The organism is Cellulomonas sp. Leaf334 (assembly GCF_001424195.1).
Taxonomy (GTDB): domain Bacteria; phylum Actinomycetota; class Actinomycetes; order Actinomycetales; family Cellulomonadaceae; genus Cellulomonas.
Window position 1 is genome coordinate 1,107,737 of record NZ_LMOO01000001.1, and the last position, 18,144, is coordinate 1,125,880.

Here is an 18,144-nt window from a genome sequence, read left to right on the forward strand (position 1 = left end):
GCAGCCCGCGGCTGGCGAGCCGCGTCATCATACCGGTCCAGGTCAGAGGCCCTGAGGCCGGACGTCAGCGGAAGTAGCCGAAGACGTCGCCCACCAGGTGGGTCGAGCCGAGGTTGTTGTACACCCGGATCGCACCGCCCGACGATGGTCGCACGACGGTGAGGTTGGACTCGTCCCGTCCGCCCCCGGTGTTCAGGTCGGACGTCGGGGGCCGCGGCACGCTGCCGCTCCACGCGGTCAGGTACGTCGCCCACGCGGTCTGCTGCGTCGCGGTGACGTTGAGCACGATGCCGACGGCACCCGCCGGGACACCGGCGGCCGTGCCGACCGCGAAGTCACGGGTCTGGCCGGCTCCCAGCGCCCCTCCGGACGCGCGGGTGTCGAACGCCCGCTCCGGCTCGATGGGCGTGAATGCGGCGCCGGAGCCCGGCGCGTACCACCCGACGAGGTCGACGACCACGTCGGCGCTGCCGCCGACGTCCCGGATGTCGAGCGCGCCCCCGGCGAGGGTGACCGTCGCCCGGTTCGTGGCGTCGCCGCCCGGCCGGTGGTTGACGGTCGAGGCGGTCGGCGAGGTGCCCTTGGGCACGGCAGCCAGGTACCCGGCGGCACTGGCCGCCACGGAGGTGATGTTGACCACGACCGCCTGCGCGTCGGACGGCACGCCCGCCACCCCGGCGACCGGGACCGTCCGGGTGCCGCCGGACTGCAGGCGCGGCCCGGACAGCCGGGTGTCGAGCAGACGGGCCGGTGTGGCCAGCGTCTGGAACCCGGTCCCGCCGGACGCCACGTAGTAGCCGGAGACGTCGACGGCGACGTGGATCGAGCCGGTGTCGTTGTAGACGCTGATCTTGCCCTCGCCCCCGACGCCTGCGACGACGTGCGCGGCGACGGTGCGGCCGGGATCGGTGTTGAGCACGGACGACGGCGGCATCGCCTGCCCCGCGGGCCAGGCCCGCAGGTGGGTGCGCGAGGTCGCGTGGACCCCCGTGAGGTTGAGGGCGACGGCCTTGGCGTCGGCGGGGATGCCGGCTACCCCGGTCACCGCGACGTCCATGCGCGACGCGGGTCCGAGCGAGGTCACGGACGTCCGGGTGTCGGCGATCCGCTGGGGGGTGATCGGCACGAACCTGAGATCGGAGCCGAGCGGGACGGGACTGACCGTCGGGGGGTTCTGCGAGCCGGTGACCTCGAGGTTCATCGACCAGGGGACGACCGGCGTGCCGGTCGCGCGGTCGGTCGCCTCGAGCGCCAGCCGGTACGGACCGGCACCCACCACACCTCCCGGACCCCGTCCGTCCCACCGCGCGGCGAGGATCGCCCCCGACGCGGCGACGCCCGTGGTGCGCGAGACGAGGACGCCGGTGCGCGCGTCGGTCACGGTCAGGGCCCAGTCCAGGTCACCGAGCGCGCCGGCCTGGACGTCGACCGGGGTGCCGCGTGCCACGGACGACGTGACCGTCGGCGCGGGGTTGACGAGGCTCGCGCCGATGATCTGCCGTGCTCGCGCGCGCAGCCAGCCGAGCGTGTTGTAGCCGAGCTGGCCCGGGCAGGCCGTGAACGCGACGTCCCGGTGCCCGAGGACCACGGGCAGCGCGAGCGTGGTGCCGGCCGCGTAGCGCGAGTTCTCGCCACCGAGCGTGGTGTAGGTCGTCGTGCTGGCCGGGTCGCGGTGGTAGGCGGACAGGCGCCACGCGATCAGGCGCGCCACGGACTCCTGGACGCCGGCCGACGGGGGGATGCTGCTGTAGTCGCCGAGCATCGAGATCCCGACGGTGCGGGTGTTGAACCCTCCGGCGTGCACGCCGATCACGGGCCGGAACGAGCTCTCGGCGCGCCCCTCGTAGATGTTGCCCCACTTGTCGACGAGGAAGTTGTAGCCCATGTCGCACCAGCCGCGGCCCTGCTGGTGGTACCGCTGGTCGTTGCGGATCTGCGCCATCGCCTCGGCCACCGAGTTGTAGCTGTTCGGTCCGGCCGTGTGGTGCACGACGGCCGCCACGAGCGTCGACGCCACGTCGAACGCACACGCCTGCGGCGCCGCGCCCCACTGGGCCCGGGTGAACAGAGGTGGTCCGGCGACAGCCGCGGCGATCACCGAGGAGGCGGTGTCGGAGGTCGAGGTGTCGGCCGAGACGTCGTCGGCGGTGGCCGTCCGTGCGCCACCCGCGCCCGCCGTCGCGTCGACCGGTCCGGTCCCGACGAGCGCGAGACGGACGTCCGCGGGCGTCCCGGTGGCGGGGAAGGAGAGCTGGACCGCGTCGGAGCCCCCGATCCACACGGAGCTCGTACCACCGCGCAGCGTGCGGGCGCTCTCGGCGGTCCCCGCGTCGGGCGTGGTCGCCTCGTCGCCGAGCTCGACCCAGTCCGACCAGACAGACCCGGTGCGCGTGCGCACCTCGACGTCGACCGCCACCGCGGGATCGGCCCAGGTCACCCCGAGCGACTGCCGGCCGACGACCGGGACCTCCGCGGTGCGCACCCGGTCGGCCCCCTCGGCCTGGTCCGCCGCGATGGCGCCAGGGGCAGCAGCGGCGCGACGGCCGCCGGCCGCCGGCGCGAGGATCGTCACCGGGGTCTCGTCGAACGTCGCGGGCGCCGCGCTCCCGGTCGTCCCCACGCTCGCGGTCGCCGCCGCGCTCGCGGTCGTCGCCGCGAGCGGGACGGCACCGACCTGCGCGGCGCCGGACGCACTCGCCGGGAGACCGCCCAGCACCAGTGCTGCGGTCACCACGAGCACACGTATCGACATCGGTCCTCCCCCGGCTTCCCCCGCAGTGTCCGGGGGCCTCCTGCCGCGGTCAAGGACCGCAGGTCGGCGCGCCCGATATGATCTGCATGCTTCCCACCCCTCCTGGAGGTCCCCCCGTGCACGTGCTCGTCACCGGCGGAGCCGGCTTCATCGGTTCCAACTTCGTCCACCAGACCGTCCGCGAGCGTCCCGACGTGCAGGTCACGGTCCTCGACGCGCTGACCTACGCGGGTGACGAGCGGAGCCTGGACCCGGTCGACGGCAAGGTCGTGTTCGCCAAGGGGGACGTCGCGGACCCTGACATCGTCGACAGCCTGGTCAAGGACGTCGACCTCGTCGTGCACTTCGCGGCCGAGTCGCACAACGACAACTCCCTGCACGACCCGTGGCCGTTCCTGCGCACCAACATCATCGGCACGTACCAGCTGCTCGAGGCCGTCCGCCGCCACGACGTGCGCTTCCACCACATCTCGACCGACGAGGTCTACGGCGACCTCGAGCTGGACGACCCGGCGAAGTTCACCCCCGAGACCCCGTACAACCCGTCGAGCCCGTACTCCTCGACGAAGGCGTCGTCGGACCTCCTGGTGCGCGCGTGGGCCCGCAGCTTCGGCGTGCACGCGACGATCTCCAACTGCTCGAACAACTACGGCCCGTACCAGCACGTGGAGAAGTTCATCCCGCGGCAGATCACCAACGTCATCGACGGGGTGCGGCCCAAGCTCTACGGGTCGGGCGAGAACGTCCGGGACTGGATCCACGTCGAGGACCACAACAGCGCCGTCTGGGCGATCATCGAGCGGGGCCGCCGCGGCGAGACCTACCTGATCGGCGCGGACGGCGAGGAGAACAACAAGTCCGTCGTCGAGGACATCCTCGAGATCATGGGGCAGCCGGCCGACGCGTACGACCTGGTGAGCGACCGCCCGGGCCACGACCTGCGCTACGCGATCGACTCCACGAAGCTGCGCGAGGAGCTCGGCTGGAAGCCGCGGTACCCGAGCTTCCGGACCGGCCTGGAGGCCACGGTGGCCTGGTACCAGGCCAACGAGGCGTGGTGGCGGCCCCAGAAGGACGCCACGGAGGCGAAGTACGCCCAGCTGGGCCGCTGATCTGCACAGATCCTCCACGACGCCCCTGCGGGCGCTCCCCCGCAGAGGCGGGTCGCCCTCCTACGATCGTCACGTGACCTCCCGCCACGCTGCTGTCCAGCGCCCTCGTGCCGCCCGGCACTCCCGACGCCTGCACTCGCACGGTGTCGTGCGGGGGATCGCGCTCACCGTCGCCGCACTGGTGGTCTTCGGCGCCAGCGGGGTCGCGGCCGTCGCCGCCAAGCTCAACGGCAACATGGACAAGGTCGACGTCTCGGCACTGGTGAACCCGATGCCGGAGCCCACCAAGGAGCCGGACCCGGACGACCCGAACGCCGGCCAGGCCGTGAACATCCTGATCATGGGTTCGGACCAGCGCGACGGTCTCAACGGGGAGATCGGCGGCGAGGCGGCGGGCATGCGCTCGGACACGACGATGGTGCTCCACATCTCCGCCGACCGGTCGCGCGTCGAGCTCGTCTCCATCCCCCGCGACTCCCTCGTGGACATCCCGTCGTGCACCATGACCAACGGCAAGACCAGCCGCGCGACCCACGGCATGTTCAACTCGGCCTTCGCGACGGGGTGGGACAACGGCGGGGACATGACCTCGGCAGCGGCGTGCACGATCAACACGGTGCAGCACAACACCGGTGTCCCGATCGACCACTTCGTCGTCGTCGACTTCGCGGGCTTCCAGCAGATGGTCAACTCCATCGGCGGGGTGCCCATGTGCATCCCGAACGACATGACCGCCAAGGAGGCCGGCCTGCAGCTGTCCGCCGGGTTCCAGACGCTCGACGGAGGCACCGCCCTCGCCTACGCCCGGGCCCGCAAGGGCGTCGGGGTCGGCGACGGGTCCGACACGAACCGCATCGGCAACCAGCAGAAGCTCATCGCCGCGATGGTGCGCGAGGTCCTCTCCCGTGACGTCCTGACCAACCCGCAGAAGCTGATCTCCTTCCTCAGCGCCGCGACGGGCTCGCTGACGACGGACAGCGGGATGTCGATCGGCAACATGACCGGCCTCGCCTACAACCTGCGCAACATCAGCAGTGGCAACATCACCTTCATGACGATCCCGTTCGCTGCCGCGAAGTCGGACCCCAACCGCGTCGAGTGGACGTCCGCGGCCGATGCGGTGTGGGAGAACATGGCCAACGACGTGCCGGCTCTCGGCGAGACCCCCACCGCGCCGGCCACGACGGCCCCGCCCGCGGCACCCGACGCCACGACCGCCCCGGAGACACCGACGACGCCGGTGCAACCGGCCCCGGTGGAGACCAAGAAGGCCGGGCACGAGGCGTTCAGCGTCGACGACACGACGGACGTCTGCTGAGGTATGGCTCCCGACGAGCGGACCTCACGCACCCCTCCGCCGAGCTTCGCGCCGGGAGCGTCGGCCCGTCCGGCCCGACCGGCCGACGCGGAGCCGATCGTCGTCGGTCGCCCGTCGCGACCCACGTCCCCGTCACGCCCCTCCCGCACGCCCGGTCCGGGTGCGGCCCGGCCGGCCGCGCCGTCCGCTGACGGGCGGCCGGCGAGCAGCCGTCCCCCCACGATCGCTCCCGCAGGGCAGGGCGCCCGGCCCTCCGGTCCGTCCGCACCCGTCGAGGTTCCCGGCCGAGCCGGTCGCCAGGCGACCCCGGCCGCGGCACCGACCCCGGCCGCGGCACCCCGGTCCACTTCTTCCCGGCCCGCGACCAGCCGCCCCGCGCAGCCGACCCGAGCTCCCGCCGGACGTCCACCGTCGGGGCCGTCAGGGCCACGGCCGCCGACACCGGTGGCGCAGCCCGGGGCACGACGCAGCCGGAAGGCCCTCGTCGGCGGGATCGCCGCCCTGGTGGTCGTCGCCCTGCTCGCCTGGCCCATCGGCCTCGCGGTGTGGGCCAACGGCAAGGTCCAGCACACTGCGGCGCTCAGCGGTGCTGCGAACACCCCGGGCACGACCTACCTGCTGACCGGCTCCGACTCGCGCGCCGACGGTGGTGTCGCGCAGGACGGGACCGAGGGTGCCCGGACCGACACGATCCTCCTGCTGCACGTCCCCGACAGCGGGCCCACCGCGCTCATCTCGCTCCCCAGGGACACGTACGTCGAGATCCCCGGGAACGGCCCCGCGAAGCTCAACGCCGCCTTCTCCTGGGGGGGTGCCCCACTCCTCGTGCAGACGGTGGAGGGGCTGACCGGCATGACCGTCGACCACTATGCCGAGATCGGCATGGCGGGTGTCGAGCAGATCGTCGACGCGGTCGGCGGGGTGAACCTGTGCCACGACGCCGACGTCAACGACGCCGACTCGGGGATGGTGTGGGTGGCGGGCTGCCACGACGTGGACGGCACCCAGGCGCTCGCGTTCGCCCGGATGCGCAAGGCCGACCTCACCGGCGACGTCGGCCGGGCGGAGCGCCAGCGGCAGCTGATCGGCGCCGTCATGGCCAAGGTGAAGCCCAGCCAGCTGGCCGTGCGGCCGGGCCAGCAGGTCGCCCTGATCGACGCCGGCACCCAGGCGCTGACGGTGAGCGACGAGTCGAACATCCTCGACATGGCGAAGCTCGCGCTCGCGTTCCGGGCGGCCAACGGCCCGGGGGGCATCACCGGCACGCCACCGATCGCGACCATCGACTACCGCCCCGGCGGCAACGTCGGTTCCACGGTGCTGCTGGACCCCGACGCCACCCCGGCGTTCTGGGTGGCGATCCAGGACGGGTCCCTGCCCGCCGGCACCGTGGGCGGCATGCCCGGCGCCTGAGCCGCTCGCGGTCAGGGCCGGTCCGCCACCAGGGTCAGACGCTGAAGCCCACGCTCGGCCGCGCGGTCGTCTGGGCGCGCAGGCGCTCCCCCTTGCCGTCGGCCTGCCCCTGCAGGTCGACCTGGAAGGCAGCCATCGCGGTGCGCAGCCGGGCCGCCTGCTCGCCCTCACCGGACGCGAGGATGCGGACCGCCAGCAGGCCGGCGTTGCGTGCGCCGCCGATCGAGACGGTCGCCACGGGGACCCCGGCGGGCATCTGCACGATGGAGAGCAGCGAGTCCATCCCGTCCAGGTAGGCCAGCGGGACGGGGACACCGACCACGGGCAGCGTGGTGACCGCGGCGAGCATGCCCGGCAGGTGCGCTGCCCCGCCCGCGCCGGCGATCACCACACGCAGTCCCCTGTCCGCGGCGCTGCGGCCGTACGCGACCATCTTCTCGGGCTGACGGTGCGCAGACACGACGTCGATCTCGACGGCGACGTCGAACTCCGCGAGCGCTTCGGCGGCCGCCTTCATGACGGGCCAGTCCGAGTCCGAGCCCATGACGATCCCCACCAGAGGCTGCGCAGCCATCACTGTCTCCGTTCCTGACGCCGTCCCGGTGACGCCGCGCGCCCATCATGTCCCAGGCGCACCACGGTGCGGCGCACTGTTCGCGTCAGGCGGACGCGGCACCCTGCAGCAGGTCTGCGGCAGCGACGGCACGGCGGCGGACGTCGTCGAGGTCGTCGCCGCTGACGTTCACGTGCCCGAGCTTGCGCCCCGCACGGACCTCCTTGCCGTACAGGTGAACCTTGGCGGCCGGGTCGAGTCGACCGACGTCGGCGAGTGCGTCCGTCGGCTCCGGCAGTGCGCTGCCGAGCACGTTCGCCATGACCGTCCAGCGGGCGCGCGCGGCGGGGTCGCCGAGCGGCAGGTCGAGCACGGCACGCAGGTGCTGCTCGAACTGGCTCGTGACGGCGCCGTCGATGGTCCAGTGGCCCGAGTTGTGCGGGCGCATCGCGAGCTCGTTGACGAGCACCCGCGGCGGACCGCCGGCCGGGTCCGCGACCTCGAACAGCTCGACGGCGAGCACGCCGGTGACACCCAGCCCCTCGGCGATGCGGGTGGCCACGTCGACCGCCTCGGCGCGGGTCCTCGGGTCCAGGTCGGGGGCGGGGGCGATGACGAGCGCGCACACGCCGTCGCGCTGGACCGACTCCACCACGGGCCACGTGCGCGTCTCACCGCCGGGCCGCCGGGCGACCAGGACCGCGAGCTCACGGGTGAAGGGCACCTTCTCCTCCGCGAGCAGGGGCGCGCCCGTGCCCTGTGCAGCAGCGGCGAACCAGTCCACGACGTCGTCCGGGTCGCGGACGACGCGCACACCCTTGCCGTCGTACCCGCCGCGGGCCGTCTTGACCACGGCCACCCCGCCGTGGCCGGCCAGGAAGTCTGCCAGCTGCGCGGCCGACGGGAGGACGGCCCACGAGGGGACGGGGATCCCCAGCGCGGCCAGGCGGGTCCGCATGACGATCTTGTCCTGCGCGTGGACGAGCGCGGCCGCGTCCGGGTGCACCGCGACCCCCGCGCTCTCCAGACGGTCGAGCAGCGCGTTCGGGACGTGCTCGTGCTCGAACGTCAGCGCGTCGGCGCCCTCGACCAGCCGGGTGATCGCCTCCTCGTCGGACGCCGACCCGACAGGCGCGTCGACGACCACCTGGGCCGCCGACGACGTCGGGTTCTCGACCAGCACCCGCAGGTGCACCCCGAGAGCGGTCGCCGCAGGCGCCATCATCCGGGCGAGCTGCCCACCACCGACCACGGCCACCACGGGTGCTGTCACGGGCGACGACACTAGCCGAGCGCCGGGCGGAGGCCGAAACGCTTCGCACCGGCCTCGATCGACCGGCTCACAGATCTGCGGGCTATCCTCTCCAGACCGCTTTGTCCGACACCGAGGAGCTCCGTGAGCGCCAGCGACGAGCTGACCGACAGCCGGACCGTCGGCGCGCCCCCGGTCGCCCCGGCCCTGCGCGCCGCCGCACTGCGCGCCCGCGCCTACGAGCTCGCCCGGTTCCTTTCGGTGGGCGGCATCGCGTTCGTCGTCGACCTGGGCCTGTTCAACCTGCTCCGGTTCGGCCCCGGCGAGGTGCTCGGGCACAAGCCGCTCACGGCGAAGGTCATCTCCGTCGTCGCCGCGACGCTGGTCGCGTGGCTGGGGAACCGGCACTGGACGTTCTCGCAGCAGCGCACCGACCGGAGGGTGCGTGAGCTCGCCGTGTTCGCAGGCATCAATGTCGTCTGCGCCGTGATCCCCGTGCTCACCCTCGCGTTCTCGCACTACGCGCTCGACCTCACGACCCCGCTCGCCGACAACGCCGCGACGGTGATCGGGATAGGCATCGGCACCGTCCTGCGGTACCTCGGCTACAAGCGGTGGGTCTTCACGGGGCTGCGGGTCCCGACGACCTGACCGCCGCGACTCGTCAGGGCACGTCCGCCTGGACGACCGTCGCGTCGCCGGACCCGGTCAGAGCACCGTCGGACGCCGGGACGAACACGGACTGTCCCCGGGTCAGCAGGAGTGCGCTCCCGTCGTGCGTCGAGATCTCGACCTCACCCTCCAGGCACAGGACGATGCGCGGGCCTCGACCCGGCAACCGGGTGGGACCGTCGTCCGTGAAGCGCGAGACCGAGAGCTCGAAGTCGTCCACCGGGGCGTAGAAGATCCGGGTCGACGTGAACACCTTCTCGGGGGCGATCCTGATCGGCGGTGCGGCGATGCAGTCCACGTTGTGGAGCAGCTCGACGACGTCGACGTGCTTCGCGGTCAGGCCGGCTCGGAGCACATTGTCCGAGTTCGCCATGATCTCGACGCCGACGCCGTGCAGGTAGGCGTGCACGGTCCCCGCGGGCACGAACAGCGCCTCTCCCCGGTTCAAGGTCACCGGGTTGAGCAGCACGGACGTCACCGCCCCCGGGTCTCCCGGGTACGCCGCCGCGAGGCGCATCACCGTCCGGTCCGTCCGAGGGGACGGCGACCCGTCGGCGAGCCGGCGCGCGCACGCCTCGGCGAACTTGGCGACGTCCGCTGCGCCTGGTCGGGTCTCCGGCCGCAGGAGCCACTCGAACGCCGTCCGGACGCCTGCCGAGCTCGGGTCCGCCGCGAGGAGCGCGTGGAGGTCGGCAGCCAGGGGTGCGTCAAGGTCCGCCAGCAGCTCGGCGGCGCGTCGCGGTGCGCGGAATCCGACCATCGCGTCCAGCCTGCTGAGCGCGTACACCAGCTCCGGCTTGTGGTTGTCGTCGCGGTAGCTGCGCTCGCGTGCGGAGACCGGGATCCCGGCCGCGTCCTCGGCCGCGAAGCCGGCTCGCGCTCGCTCGAGGGTGGGGTGCACCTGGAGCGAGAGTGGTGCGTTCGCCGCGATGATCTTGAGCAGGTAGGGCAGGTGCGTGCCGAACCGCGACGTGACGTCCGCACCCAGATGGTGGTCCGGAGCCTGGGCGATCAGCTCGTCGAGCCCGCGTGGGCCGTCGGCGGTCTGCGCGACGGCCGGCGCGCTCGCGTGGGCACCGAACCACGCCTCCGCCACCGGGCGACCGTCCGGTACGAGCGCCAGCACGTCCGGGATAGCGGTCGTCGAACCCCAGGCATAGTGCTGGGTCGCTGGGGTGATCCGGTACACGGCTGCGCTCCTGAGTGGTGCTGGTCGGCCAGGTGGCATCCCAGATTACTGGTCGCCCGGCGCCCCCCGAGCCGATCACCGGGCGCGACCGGACATACCGGTCATCGGCGGCGGCGGTCCATCCGCGACGAGACCACCGCGCCGAGCGGCAGGACCACGTCGGGTCGCATCGAGGCCGGCACGCCCGAGAGGAACAGCGCGAACACCGCGGGCCGACGCTGCGCCAGCTCGAGCCTTCCGCCGTCCGCGGACGCCAGGTCACGGGCCAGGGCGAGCCCGAGCCCCGTGCCCTTGCCGGAGGTCACCTCCCGCTCGAAGATCCGCGGGGCCAGGTCGTCGGGCACACCGGCACCCTCGTCGGCCACCTCGACCACGACCGCGCCCGACGGCCCGCTCGGCCGCGAGCGCACGGTCGTGGTGCCGGCGCCGTGCCGCAGGGAGTTCTCGATGAGCGTCGCGATGACCTGGGCGAGCGCTCCCGGCGTCGCGAGCACCTGGGTCGAGCGGTCGACCTCGACGACGAGGCGCCGACCCGTCGCGAGGAAGGTCGGCTGCCACTCCTCCTCCTGCTGGTGGACGACCTCCAGCAGCTGCACGGCCTCGGTCGTGCCGCCCTGCAGCCGGCGTGAGCTGGCCAGCAGGTCGTCGACGACGCGCACCAGCCGCTCGACCTGTTCGAGCGAGATCCTGGCCTCCTCGCTCACGTTCGGGTCGTCCGTGGCGACCATGATCTCCTCGAGCCGCATCGAGAGCGCCGTCAGGGGGGTGCGCAGCTGGTGGGAGGCGTCGGAGGCGAACTGCCGCTCGGCCGCGAGCCGCGCTGCCATCCGGTCGGCACTTCGCGCGAGCTCGGCGGCGACGAGGTCGATCTCCTCGACCCCCGACGGCTGGAGGCGTGGCCGCACCTGGCCGGCCCCCAGCTGCTCCGCCGACGCGGCCAGGTAGACGAGCGGCGCGGTCAGCCGGTTGGCCTGCCAGATCGCCATCGCGATGCCGGCCGCGAACGCGACGACGGCGGCGACCACGACGAGCGCGATGACGCGGGCACTGAGCCAGAAGACGTCCCACCACGACACGTACAGCGTGACGACCGCGCCGGAGTCGGCAGTCTCCTCCACCGACAGGGTGCGACCCTGGATCCGCTCACCCGCCTGGAAGACGTCACCGTCGGGGGTGCGGACGATCACGGAGGCCGGAACCTCCCCCACGTCGCCGGTGTAGTTCTCGAGCATCCGGTTGCTCAGGTCGACGTCCTGCTCGACGCGGAAGTCGACCGCCCGCGCGGCGGACTCGGCGCGCGCGGAGAGCGCCTGCATCTCGTTCTCCCGGACCAGCTGTGCGCCGAGGAAGGCGAGGGGGAACCCGAGCAGGACGACCGCGACGGTGACCGCGGCGATCGTCGCCTGCAGGACGCGACGACGCAAGGCTCAGCCCCGCTCGGCGCTCGCGCCGCCCGTCTCGAACCGGAACCCCATGCCGCGCACCGTCGTGACGTAGCGCGGGGCGTTGGCGTCGTCGCCGAGCTTGCGGCGCAGCCAGGACACGTGCATGTCGAGCGTCTTGGTCGAGCCCGTCGGGTCCGAGCCCCAGACCTCACGCATGAGCGTCTCGCGGGCGACGACGGTGCCGGCCGCCCCGACGAGCACGCGCAGCAGGTCGAACTCCTTGGCGGTCAGGTGCAGCTCCCGCTCGCCCTGGAACGCGCGGTGGGCGGCGACGTCGACGCGGACGTTCTGCGCGTGCAGCTCGTCCTCGTCGCCCGGGTCCCCCACGCTGCGGCGCAGCAGCGCCCGGACGCGCGCCAGCAGCTCGGCGAGCCGGAACGGCTTGGTCACGTAGTCGTCAGCACCGGCGTCGAGCCCGACGACGAGGTCCACCTCGTCGGCGCGGGCCGTCAGGACCAGCAGCGGCGTCGTCAGGCCGAGGTTGCGGATCGCGCGCGCGACGTCGAGGCCGTCCATGTCCGGCAGGCCCAGGTCGAGGACGACCAGGTCAGCGGCCGCGGCCCCGTCGATCGCACCTTGACCAGTACCTTGCACGCGCACGTCGTAACCTTCACGCCCGAGGGCGCGAGCCAAAGGCTCGGCAATCGCGGGATCGTCCTCGGCCAGCAGCACCTGGGTCATTCGCCCATGCTAGGTCATGGGACGGTCTTGACCGCCAGTGGGGCGCGCACAGATGTTCACGTGAACCGGGTGCGCCTGCGGGCGGACCCGCGGGCGGCCTCGGTCGTCCTGTGGGGGCACGCTGCTGGGAGGCCTCGCGCCTACCCTCGTGGGGTGACGAGATGGGAACGCCTGCTGCGGTGGGAGGAGGCGCACCGGTTCGCCGTGGACGCGACCGGCACCGGGTTCCTGCTGCTGCTCATGGTCACGACGTCGACGGACATCAACAGCGCCGCGGCGAACGCCACCCGCACGCTCGCCACCCCGCTGATCTCCATGGCGGTGGTCGCTCCCCTGGCCTGGCGGCGGGTCCGTCCGACCGCGTCCGCGGTCGCCGTCTACTCCGCCGCGCTGCTCCAGCTGGCGTTCTTCGCCCCCCTCGTCGTCCCCGCGGACTTCGCCGTCCTCCTCTCGCTCTACTCCGTCACGGTGCACGGCCCACGGTGGGCGCACCGCGTCGCGATCGTCAGCACGCTCGTCGGCTCGGTCCTGCTCGGCATCGCGATGAACGGGTGGTTCGACGCCCCCGGGGCCGCGTCGACCGCGATCTTCACCGGGGTGAGCGCCCTGACGGTCTGGGCGTTCGGGCTGGTCCGGCGCTCACGCCGGGAGACGATCGAGGCACTGGTCGACCGGGCCCAGCGGCTCGAGGTCGAGCGCGACCAGCAGTCCCAGATCGCGACCGCGGCCGAACGTGCCCGGATCGCCCGCGAGATGCACGACATCGTCGCCCACTCGCTCACGGTCATGATCGCGCAGGCCGACGGCGGGCGGTACGCGGCCGACGCCGACCCCGCCGCGGCGACGAGAGCGCTCAGCACCATCGCCGAGACCGGGCGAGCGGCCCTCACGGACATGCGGCGGCTGCTCGGCGTGCTGCGGGGCGGATCCGAACCTCCCGTCTCGACGGGCGCCGTCCCCGCGCTCCCCGGTCCGGGCGGGCTGAGCCACGGCACGAGCCAGGGCTTCGCCCCGCAGCCCGCCGAGTCCGACGTCGGCGCGCTCGTCGAGCAGGTCCGGGCCAGCGGGCTGCGCGCCTCCCTGGTCCGGATGGGCGAGCCGCGGAACCTGCCTCCCGGCGCAGGTCTCACGGTGTACCGGATCGCGCAGGAGTCACTGACCAACGTCCTCAAGCACGCCGGCCCGGACCCCAAGGTCACGGTGCTCGTCCAGTGGCTCCCCGACGCCATCGTGCTCGAGGTGAGCGACGACGGCCGGGGTGCGTCGGCGGACACCGACGGGCTCGGCCAGGGGCTGGTCGGCATGCGCGAGCGCACGACGATGTTCGGAGGGACGGTCAGCGCCGGCCCTCGTCCCGGCGGCGGCTTCCGCGTCCGCGCCCAGCTGCCCACCCCGACCGACACCGCACCCACCATCACCTCCACCGACGAAGGGACCACACCCGTGCCGAGCACCCCGGACGAGGCGACCCGATGAGCGGCGACACGATCCGCGTCGCCCTGGTCGACGACCAGCAGCTGGTCCGCGCGGGGTTCCGCATGGTCATCGACTCGCAGGCCGACCTCGAGGTCGTGCTCGAGGCCGGCGACGGGGCACAGGCCGTACGCGCTCTGGCACCCGCCGCGCGGACCGTCACGGGCCCGGTCGACGTCGTGCTGATGGACGTCCGCATGCCCACCATGGACGGGCTCACCGCGACCGCGCAGATCACCTCGCGCGCGACCGACGACGACCCGGCACCCCGCGTGATCGTCCTGACGACGTTCGACCTCGACGAGTACGTCCTGTCGGCCATCCGCGCGGGAGCCAGCGGGTTCCTGCTGAAGGACGCGCCGCCGGAGGAGATGCTCGCCGCGATCCGGACCGTGCACCACGGCGACGCCGTCATCGCCCCGTCGAGCACCAAGCGGCTCCTGGAGCACCTCGTCACCGCGCTCCCCCCCGACGAGCCGGGCGGACCCACCGACCCCGCACGCCTCGCGGTCGCCGACCTGACGGACCGCGAGCGTGAGGTGCTCGTCCTCATGGCGCGCGGCCGATCGAACACCGAGATCGGCGCCGACCTGTTCGTCGCGGAGGCGACGGTCAAGACCCACGTCGGCCGCATCCTCGCGAAGCTGCACGTCCGCGACCGGGTGCAGGCCGTCGTGCTGGCGTACGAGACCGGTCTGGTGCGGCCCGGCTCGTAGTCGGACCACGGGATGACGGGCGACCAGTCCGCGGCCTGATGTGCGGCTGGGGGGCGCGTCCGTAGCGTCGAGCACGTCATCACCGCACCCGAAGGAGCCCCTCCGTGGACACCACCGTCTTCCGCCCGATCGACGAGGACCAGCCGCGCGTGCCGGGCGGGTCACCGGTCGCCGTGAGCGCCCGGTCGCTCACCAAGGTCTACGGCCAGGGGGCTGCCGAGGTCCGTGCGCTCGACGGCGTCGACGTCGACTTCGCGGCCGGCGCGTTCACCGCGATCATGGGCCCGTCCGGCTCCGGCAAGTCGACCCTGATGCACGTCCTCGCGGGGCTCGACCAGGCGACGTCGGGCACCGCCCGGCTCGGCGCCACCGAGATCACGGCGCTCGACGACACCGCGCTGACCCGGCTGCGCCGCGACCGGGTCGGGTTCGTGTTCCAGAGCTTCAACCTGCTGCCGATGTTCACCGCCGAGCAGAACATCCTGCTGCCGCTCGAGCTCGCCGGCACCACGGTGGACCGGGAGTGGTTCGACACCCTCGTGTCCACGCTGGGGCTCGGCCAGCGCCTCACGCACCGGCCGTCGGAGCTGTCCGGCGGTCAGCAGCAGCGGGTGGCGATCGCGCGCGCGCTCATCGCCAAGCCTGAGGTCGTCTTCGCCGACGAGCCCACCGGCAACCTCGACTCCCGGTCGGGCGCCGAGGTGCTGAGCTTCCTGCGCCGGTCCGTGCGTGAGCTGGGCCGCACGATCATCATGGTCACGCACGACCCGACGGCCGCGGCGTACGCGGACCGCGTGGTGCTGCTGGCGGACGGGCGGATCGCGGGCGACATCGCCGACCCGACGCCGGAGTCCGTCCTGACCGGTCTCGAGGCCCTCCGCACGCTCGACCAGGCGGCCCTCTGATGCTGCGACTCACCTGGGCGCAGATGCGCCTCAGTCTCGGCCGGCTGACCGCTGCGGCCGTCGCCATCGCGATCGGCACGGCGTTCGTCGCCACCACCCTGATCGCCGGGAACGTGATGACCCGGACCGGGTACGACGCCGTCACCGCGACGCTCGCCGACGCCGACGTCGTGCTGGGCGGCGACGTGACCGACGACCAGCTCGAGGCGGTGCGCGCCCTGCCGGACGTCCAGTCCGCCGACGTCCTGGCCCCCACCGGCATCGAGGTCCGCAAGGGCGGCACGAGCCGCTGGCAGCTCATGCTGCCCACCACCGACGACCCGCGGCTGAGCTCGCTGGTGGTCGAGGACGGTGCCACACCCTCGGCGACGGGTGAGATCGCCCTGCCGAGCGCGACCGCGGAAGCCCTCGGCGTCGGCGTCGGGGACCACGTGCAGGTCCGCTGGACCACCTCCGAGCCCGCCGACGACGCGACCGCCGGACCCACGGCACCCACCGAGGACGGCGACGAGGTCTGGCGGACGGTCGACGAGGACGTCGTCGTGACCGGCATCGCGTCCGACCCGGGCTCTGCCTGGTCGCAGAGCGGCGGCGCCGGCCTCGTGACCCCTGCCGACGCCCTGCGCTGGTCCGGCGCCGAGTCGCTGACCGAGCTCGGCTCGACGACGCTCGTGGCCGCCGAGCCCGGCGTCGCCGCCGAGACCCTGCTCGACGTCGTCGGTCCGCTCGCGCCCGGGGCCGACGCCCTCACCAGGGACGAAGCCGCGGAAGAGGCCGTCTCGCGGTTCTCCGACGGCGGCAACGTGCTCGTCACCGTCGTGCTCGGGTTCGCCGCGGTCGCCCTGCTCGTCGCCGCCCTCGTCATCGCGAACACGTTCCAGGTGCTCGTCGCGCAGCGCACCCGCACGCTCGCCCTCCTGCGCTGCGTCGGCGCCGGCAAGGGACAGCTGCGCCGCTCCGTGCTGCTGGAGGCGGCGATCCTCGGGGTCGTCGCGTCGGTCGCCGGACTGGTCCTCGGCCTCGTGCTCGGGCAGTCGGCGCTGATGGTGCTGGGCCGGCTCGACCTCGGTGTGCCGCTGCCGTCCACCATCCAGGTGACCCTGCCCGTCCTGCTGCTGCCGCTCCTCGTGGGGACCGTCGTCACGGTGCTCGCGTCGCTGGTGCCCGCCCGGGAAGCCACCCGGGTGTCGCCCATCGCGGCGCTGCGCCCGGCGGAGGCCCCTGCGGTCGGCGCCCGCGCCGGCCGGGTCCGGCTCGCGCTGTCGCTGCTCCTCACGGCCGGGGGTGTCGGGGTCATGCTCCTCGCCACCGTGCTGTCGAGCAGCGGTCGGGCCGACCCCACGCTGCTCCTGGGGGTCGGGGCGCTCGCCGGTGGGCTCTCGTTCGTCGGCGTGCTCGTGGGTGCCGTGTTCTGGGTGCCGAAGGTCGTGTCCTGGGTCGGCCGCGCGCTGGCGAGCACCGGGACCAGCGCACGGCTCGCCGCGGCGAACACCGTGCGCAACCCGCGCCGGACCGCCGCGACGAGTGCTGCCCTGCTCATCGGCGCGACGCTCGTCGCGATGATGAGCACCGGAGCCGCGAGCGCCCGCGTGTCCCTCGCGCAGGAGCTCGACGAGCACTACCCGGTGGACCTCATGGTCGACGGCTCGGTGTACGGGGAGGTCACGAGCCTGCCGTCCGACGTCAGCGACGCGGTCGTCGCGGTGCCCGGGGTCGACACCGTGCTTGAGATGCGGACCGCTGCCGTGATGCTGGGCGACGACTGGGTCACGGTCGCCGCACCCGCCGACGGCTCGGCGACGGACGTGCTGCGCGACCCGGGCACCGCGGACGGTCTGCGCGACGGGACACTGCTGCTCCCGAAGCGGATGGAGGAGCAGGCGACCGGCACGGCGTCCCCGGTGACGGCGTTCGAGGCCTTCGGGGACGACTCCGAGACGGTGCCCGGTGGCTCCGCCGTCGATCTCCGGGCGGTGCCGAGCGAGCTGGGCGGCGTCTACGCGCTCGTCACCCCGGCAACGCTCGACCGGCTCGCGCCGCAGGCCCCCGTCTCGCTGCTGTGGGTCGGTCTCGACCCGGGCGCCGACCCGGCGCTCGTCCTGCAGGACGTCCGGGCGGCACTGCCGGACACCCCGGCGGAGGTGAGCAGCGCCGGTGCGGAGCGGGCCACCAACGAGCGGGTGATCGACACGCTCCTCGCGATCGTGATCGGGCTGCTCGGGGTCGCCGTCGTGATCGCGCTGATCGGGGTCGCCAACACCCTGTCGCTCTCGGTGCTGGAGCGGCGTCGGGAGTCCGCGACCCTGCGGGCGATCGGCTTGTCCCGCCGGCAGCTGCGCCTGATGCTCGCGGTCGAGGGGATGCTCATCGCGGGCGTCGGGGCGGTCCTCGGTGCGGGGCTCGGGCTCCTGTACGGGTGGGCCGGGGCGGTGATCACGTTCGGGGAGATCGGGGACGTCATCCTCGTCGTCCCGTGGACCGACCTGGCGTTCCTGCTCGTCGTGGCGCTGGCCGCCGGTCTGCTCGCCTCGGTGCTGCCGGGCCGGGCCGCCGCCCGCACGTCACCCGTCGCGGCGCTCGCGGTCGACTGACACCACCGGGCCGCCGAGCCGACCGGCGGGCCTGTGGACGGACCGGCTCGTCCCCGGACCATCGAGGGCGGG

The 18,144-nt window shown here is 73.4% G+C and carries 14 protein-coding genes; 8 read left to right on the forward strand and 6 right to left on the reverse strand.

What is annotated here, in order from left to right:
• Positions 1-64: 64 nt before the first annotated feature.
• Entirely contained in the window at positions 65-2,752 is a 2,688-nt protein-coding gene (locus ASF78_RS04900) for an N-acetylmuramoyl-L-alanine amidase (protein ID WP_082494798.1), read from the reverse strand.
• A 116-nt stretch (positions 2,753-2,868) separates the two neighbouring features.
• Here ASF78_RS04900 and rfbB point away from each other — a divergent pair, with 116 nt between their 5' ends.
• The 3 genes from rfbB to ASF78_RS04915 all read left to right on the forward strand — a co-directional run bounded on the left by rfbB (position 2,869) and on the right by ASF78_RS04915 (position 6,595).
• On the forward strand, positions 2,869-3,864 hold the full coding sequence (gene rfbB / locus ASF78_RS04905) for a dTDP-glucose 4,6-dehydratase (protein ID WP_056585352.1): 996 nt from the start codon (positions 2,869-2,871) through the stop codon (positions 3,862-3,864).
• Between the two features lie 73 nt (positions 3,865-3,937).
• Positions 3,938-5,182 (forward strand): LCP family protein, encoded by a 1,245-nt coding sequence (locus ASF78_RS04910; protein WP_235518385.1) that lies wholly within the window; start codon positions 3,938-3,940, stop codon positions 5,180-5,182.
• A gap of 444 nt (positions 5,183-5,626) precedes the next feature.
• Complete coding sequence (locus tag ASF78_RS04915; RefSeq protein ID WP_235518386.1) at positions 5,627-6,595, forward strand: LCP family protein; 969 nt, start codon at positions 5,627-5,629, stop codon at positions 6,593-6,595.
• 34 nt (positions 6,596-6,629) lie between these two features.
• On the opposite strand, the gene purE is transcribed toward ASF78_RS04915, so the two are convergent.
• Positions 6,630-7,169 carry a 5-(carboxyamino)imidazole ribonucleotide mutase gene (gene purE, locus ASF78_RS04920; protein WP_056585356.1) on the reverse strand — a complete coding sequence of 180 codons (540 nt, stop codon included), beginning with the start codon at positions 7,167-7,169 and terminating at the stop codon, positions 6,630-6,632.
• An 85-nt stretch (positions 7,170-7,254) separates the two neighbouring features.
• Positions 7,255-8,421, reverse strand: coding sequence for a 5-(carboxyamino)imidazole ribonucleotide synthase (locus ASF78_RS04925; RefSeq protein ID WP_056585359.1), 1,167 nt, complete (start codon positions 8,419-8,421; stop codon positions 7,255-7,257).
• Positions 8,422-8,544: 123 nt separating this feature from the next.
• Here ASF78_RS04925 and ASF78_RS04930 point away from each other — a divergent pair, with 123 nt between their 5' ends.
• A complete protein-coding gene (locus ASF78_RS04930; RefSeq protein ID WP_082494799.1) occupies positions 8,545-9,051 on the forward strand; it encodes a GtrA family protein in 507 nt (168 codons plus the stop codon).
• A gap of 13 nt (positions 9,052-9,064) precedes the next feature.
• Here ASF78_RS04930 and manA read toward each other — a convergent pair whose 3' ends face one another.
• From manA to ASF78_RS04945, 3 genes are all read right to left on the reverse strand, one after another.
• Complete coding sequence (manA, locus tag ASF78_RS04935; RefSeq protein ID WP_056585361.1) at positions 9,065-10,261, reverse strand: mannose-6-phosphate isomerase, class I; 1,197 nt, start codon at positions 10,259-10,261, stop codon at positions 9,065-9,067.
• Positions 10,262-10,362: 101 nt separating this feature from the next.
• Positions 10,363-11,685, reverse strand: coding sequence for an ATP-binding protein (locus ASF78_RS04940; protein WP_056585363.1), 1,323 nt, complete (start codon positions 11,683-11,685; stop codon positions 10,363-10,365).
• A 3-nt stretch (positions 11,686-11,688) separates the two neighbouring features.
• Positions 11,689-12,387: a response regulator transcription factor gene (locus tag ASF78_RS04945; RefSeq protein ID WP_056585365.1), complete on the reverse strand. Its 699-nt coding sequence runs from the start codon at positions 12,385-12,387 to the stop codon at positions 11,689-11,691.
• A 153-nt stretch (positions 12,388-12,540) separates the two neighbouring features.
• On the opposite strand from ASF78_RS04945, the gene ASF78_RS04950 reads away from it, so the two are divergent.
• The 4 genes from ASF78_RS04950 to ASF78_RS04965 all read left to right on the forward strand — a co-directional run bounded on the left by ASF78_RS04950 (position 12,541) and on the right by ASF78_RS04965 (position 18,072).
• Entirely contained in the window at positions 12,541-13,863 is a 1,323-nt protein-coding gene (locus ASF78_RS04950) for a sensor histidine kinase (protein ID WP_056585367.1), read from the forward strand.
• Entirely contained in the window at positions 13,860-14,576 is a 717-nt protein-coding gene (locus ASF78_RS04955; RefSeq protein WP_056585369.1) for a response regulator transcription factor, read from the forward strand. Before ASF78_RS04950 ends, ASF78_RS04955 begins: the two co-directional genes overlap by 4 nt.
• A 104-nt stretch (positions 14,577-14,680) precedes the next feature.
• A complete protein-coding gene (locus ASF78_RS04960; RefSeq protein ID WP_082494801.1) occupies positions 14,681-15,481 on the forward strand; it encodes an ABC transporter ATP-binding protein in 801 nt (266 codons plus the stop codon).
• A complete protein-coding gene (locus tag ASF78_RS04965; RefSeq protein ID WP_056585370.1) occupies positions 15,481-18,072 on the forward strand; it encodes an ABC transporter permease in 2,592 nt (863 codons plus the stop codon). Before ASF78_RS04960 ends, ASF78_RS04965 begins: the two co-directional genes overlap by 1 nt.
• The last annotated feature ends 72 nt before the right edge of the window (positions 18,073-18,144 follow it).

Excerpts from the sequence above, each read along its gene's own strand:
- purE (WP_056585356.1), bottom strand. The coding sequence starts at position 7,169 with ATGGCTGCGCAGCCTCTGGTGGGGATCGTCATGGGCTCGGACTCGGAC.
- ASF78_RS04955 (WP_056585369.1), top strand. The coding sequence starts at position 13,860 with ATGAGCGGCGACACGATCCGCGTCGCCCTGGTCGACGACCAGCAGCTG.
- ASF78_RS04965 (WP_056585370.1), top strand. The coding sequence starts at position 15,481 with ATGCTGCGACTCACCTGGGCGCAGATGCGCCTCAGTCTCGGCCGGCTG.
- ASF78_RS04900 (WP_082494798.1), bottom strand. The coding sequence starts at position 2,752 with ATGTCGATACGTGTGCTCGTGGTGACCGCAGCACTGGTGCTGGGCGGT.
- ASF78_RS04945 (WP_056585365.1), bottom strand. The coding sequence starts at position 12,387 with ATGACCCAGGTGCTGCTGGCCGAGGACGATCCCGCGATTGCCGAGCCT.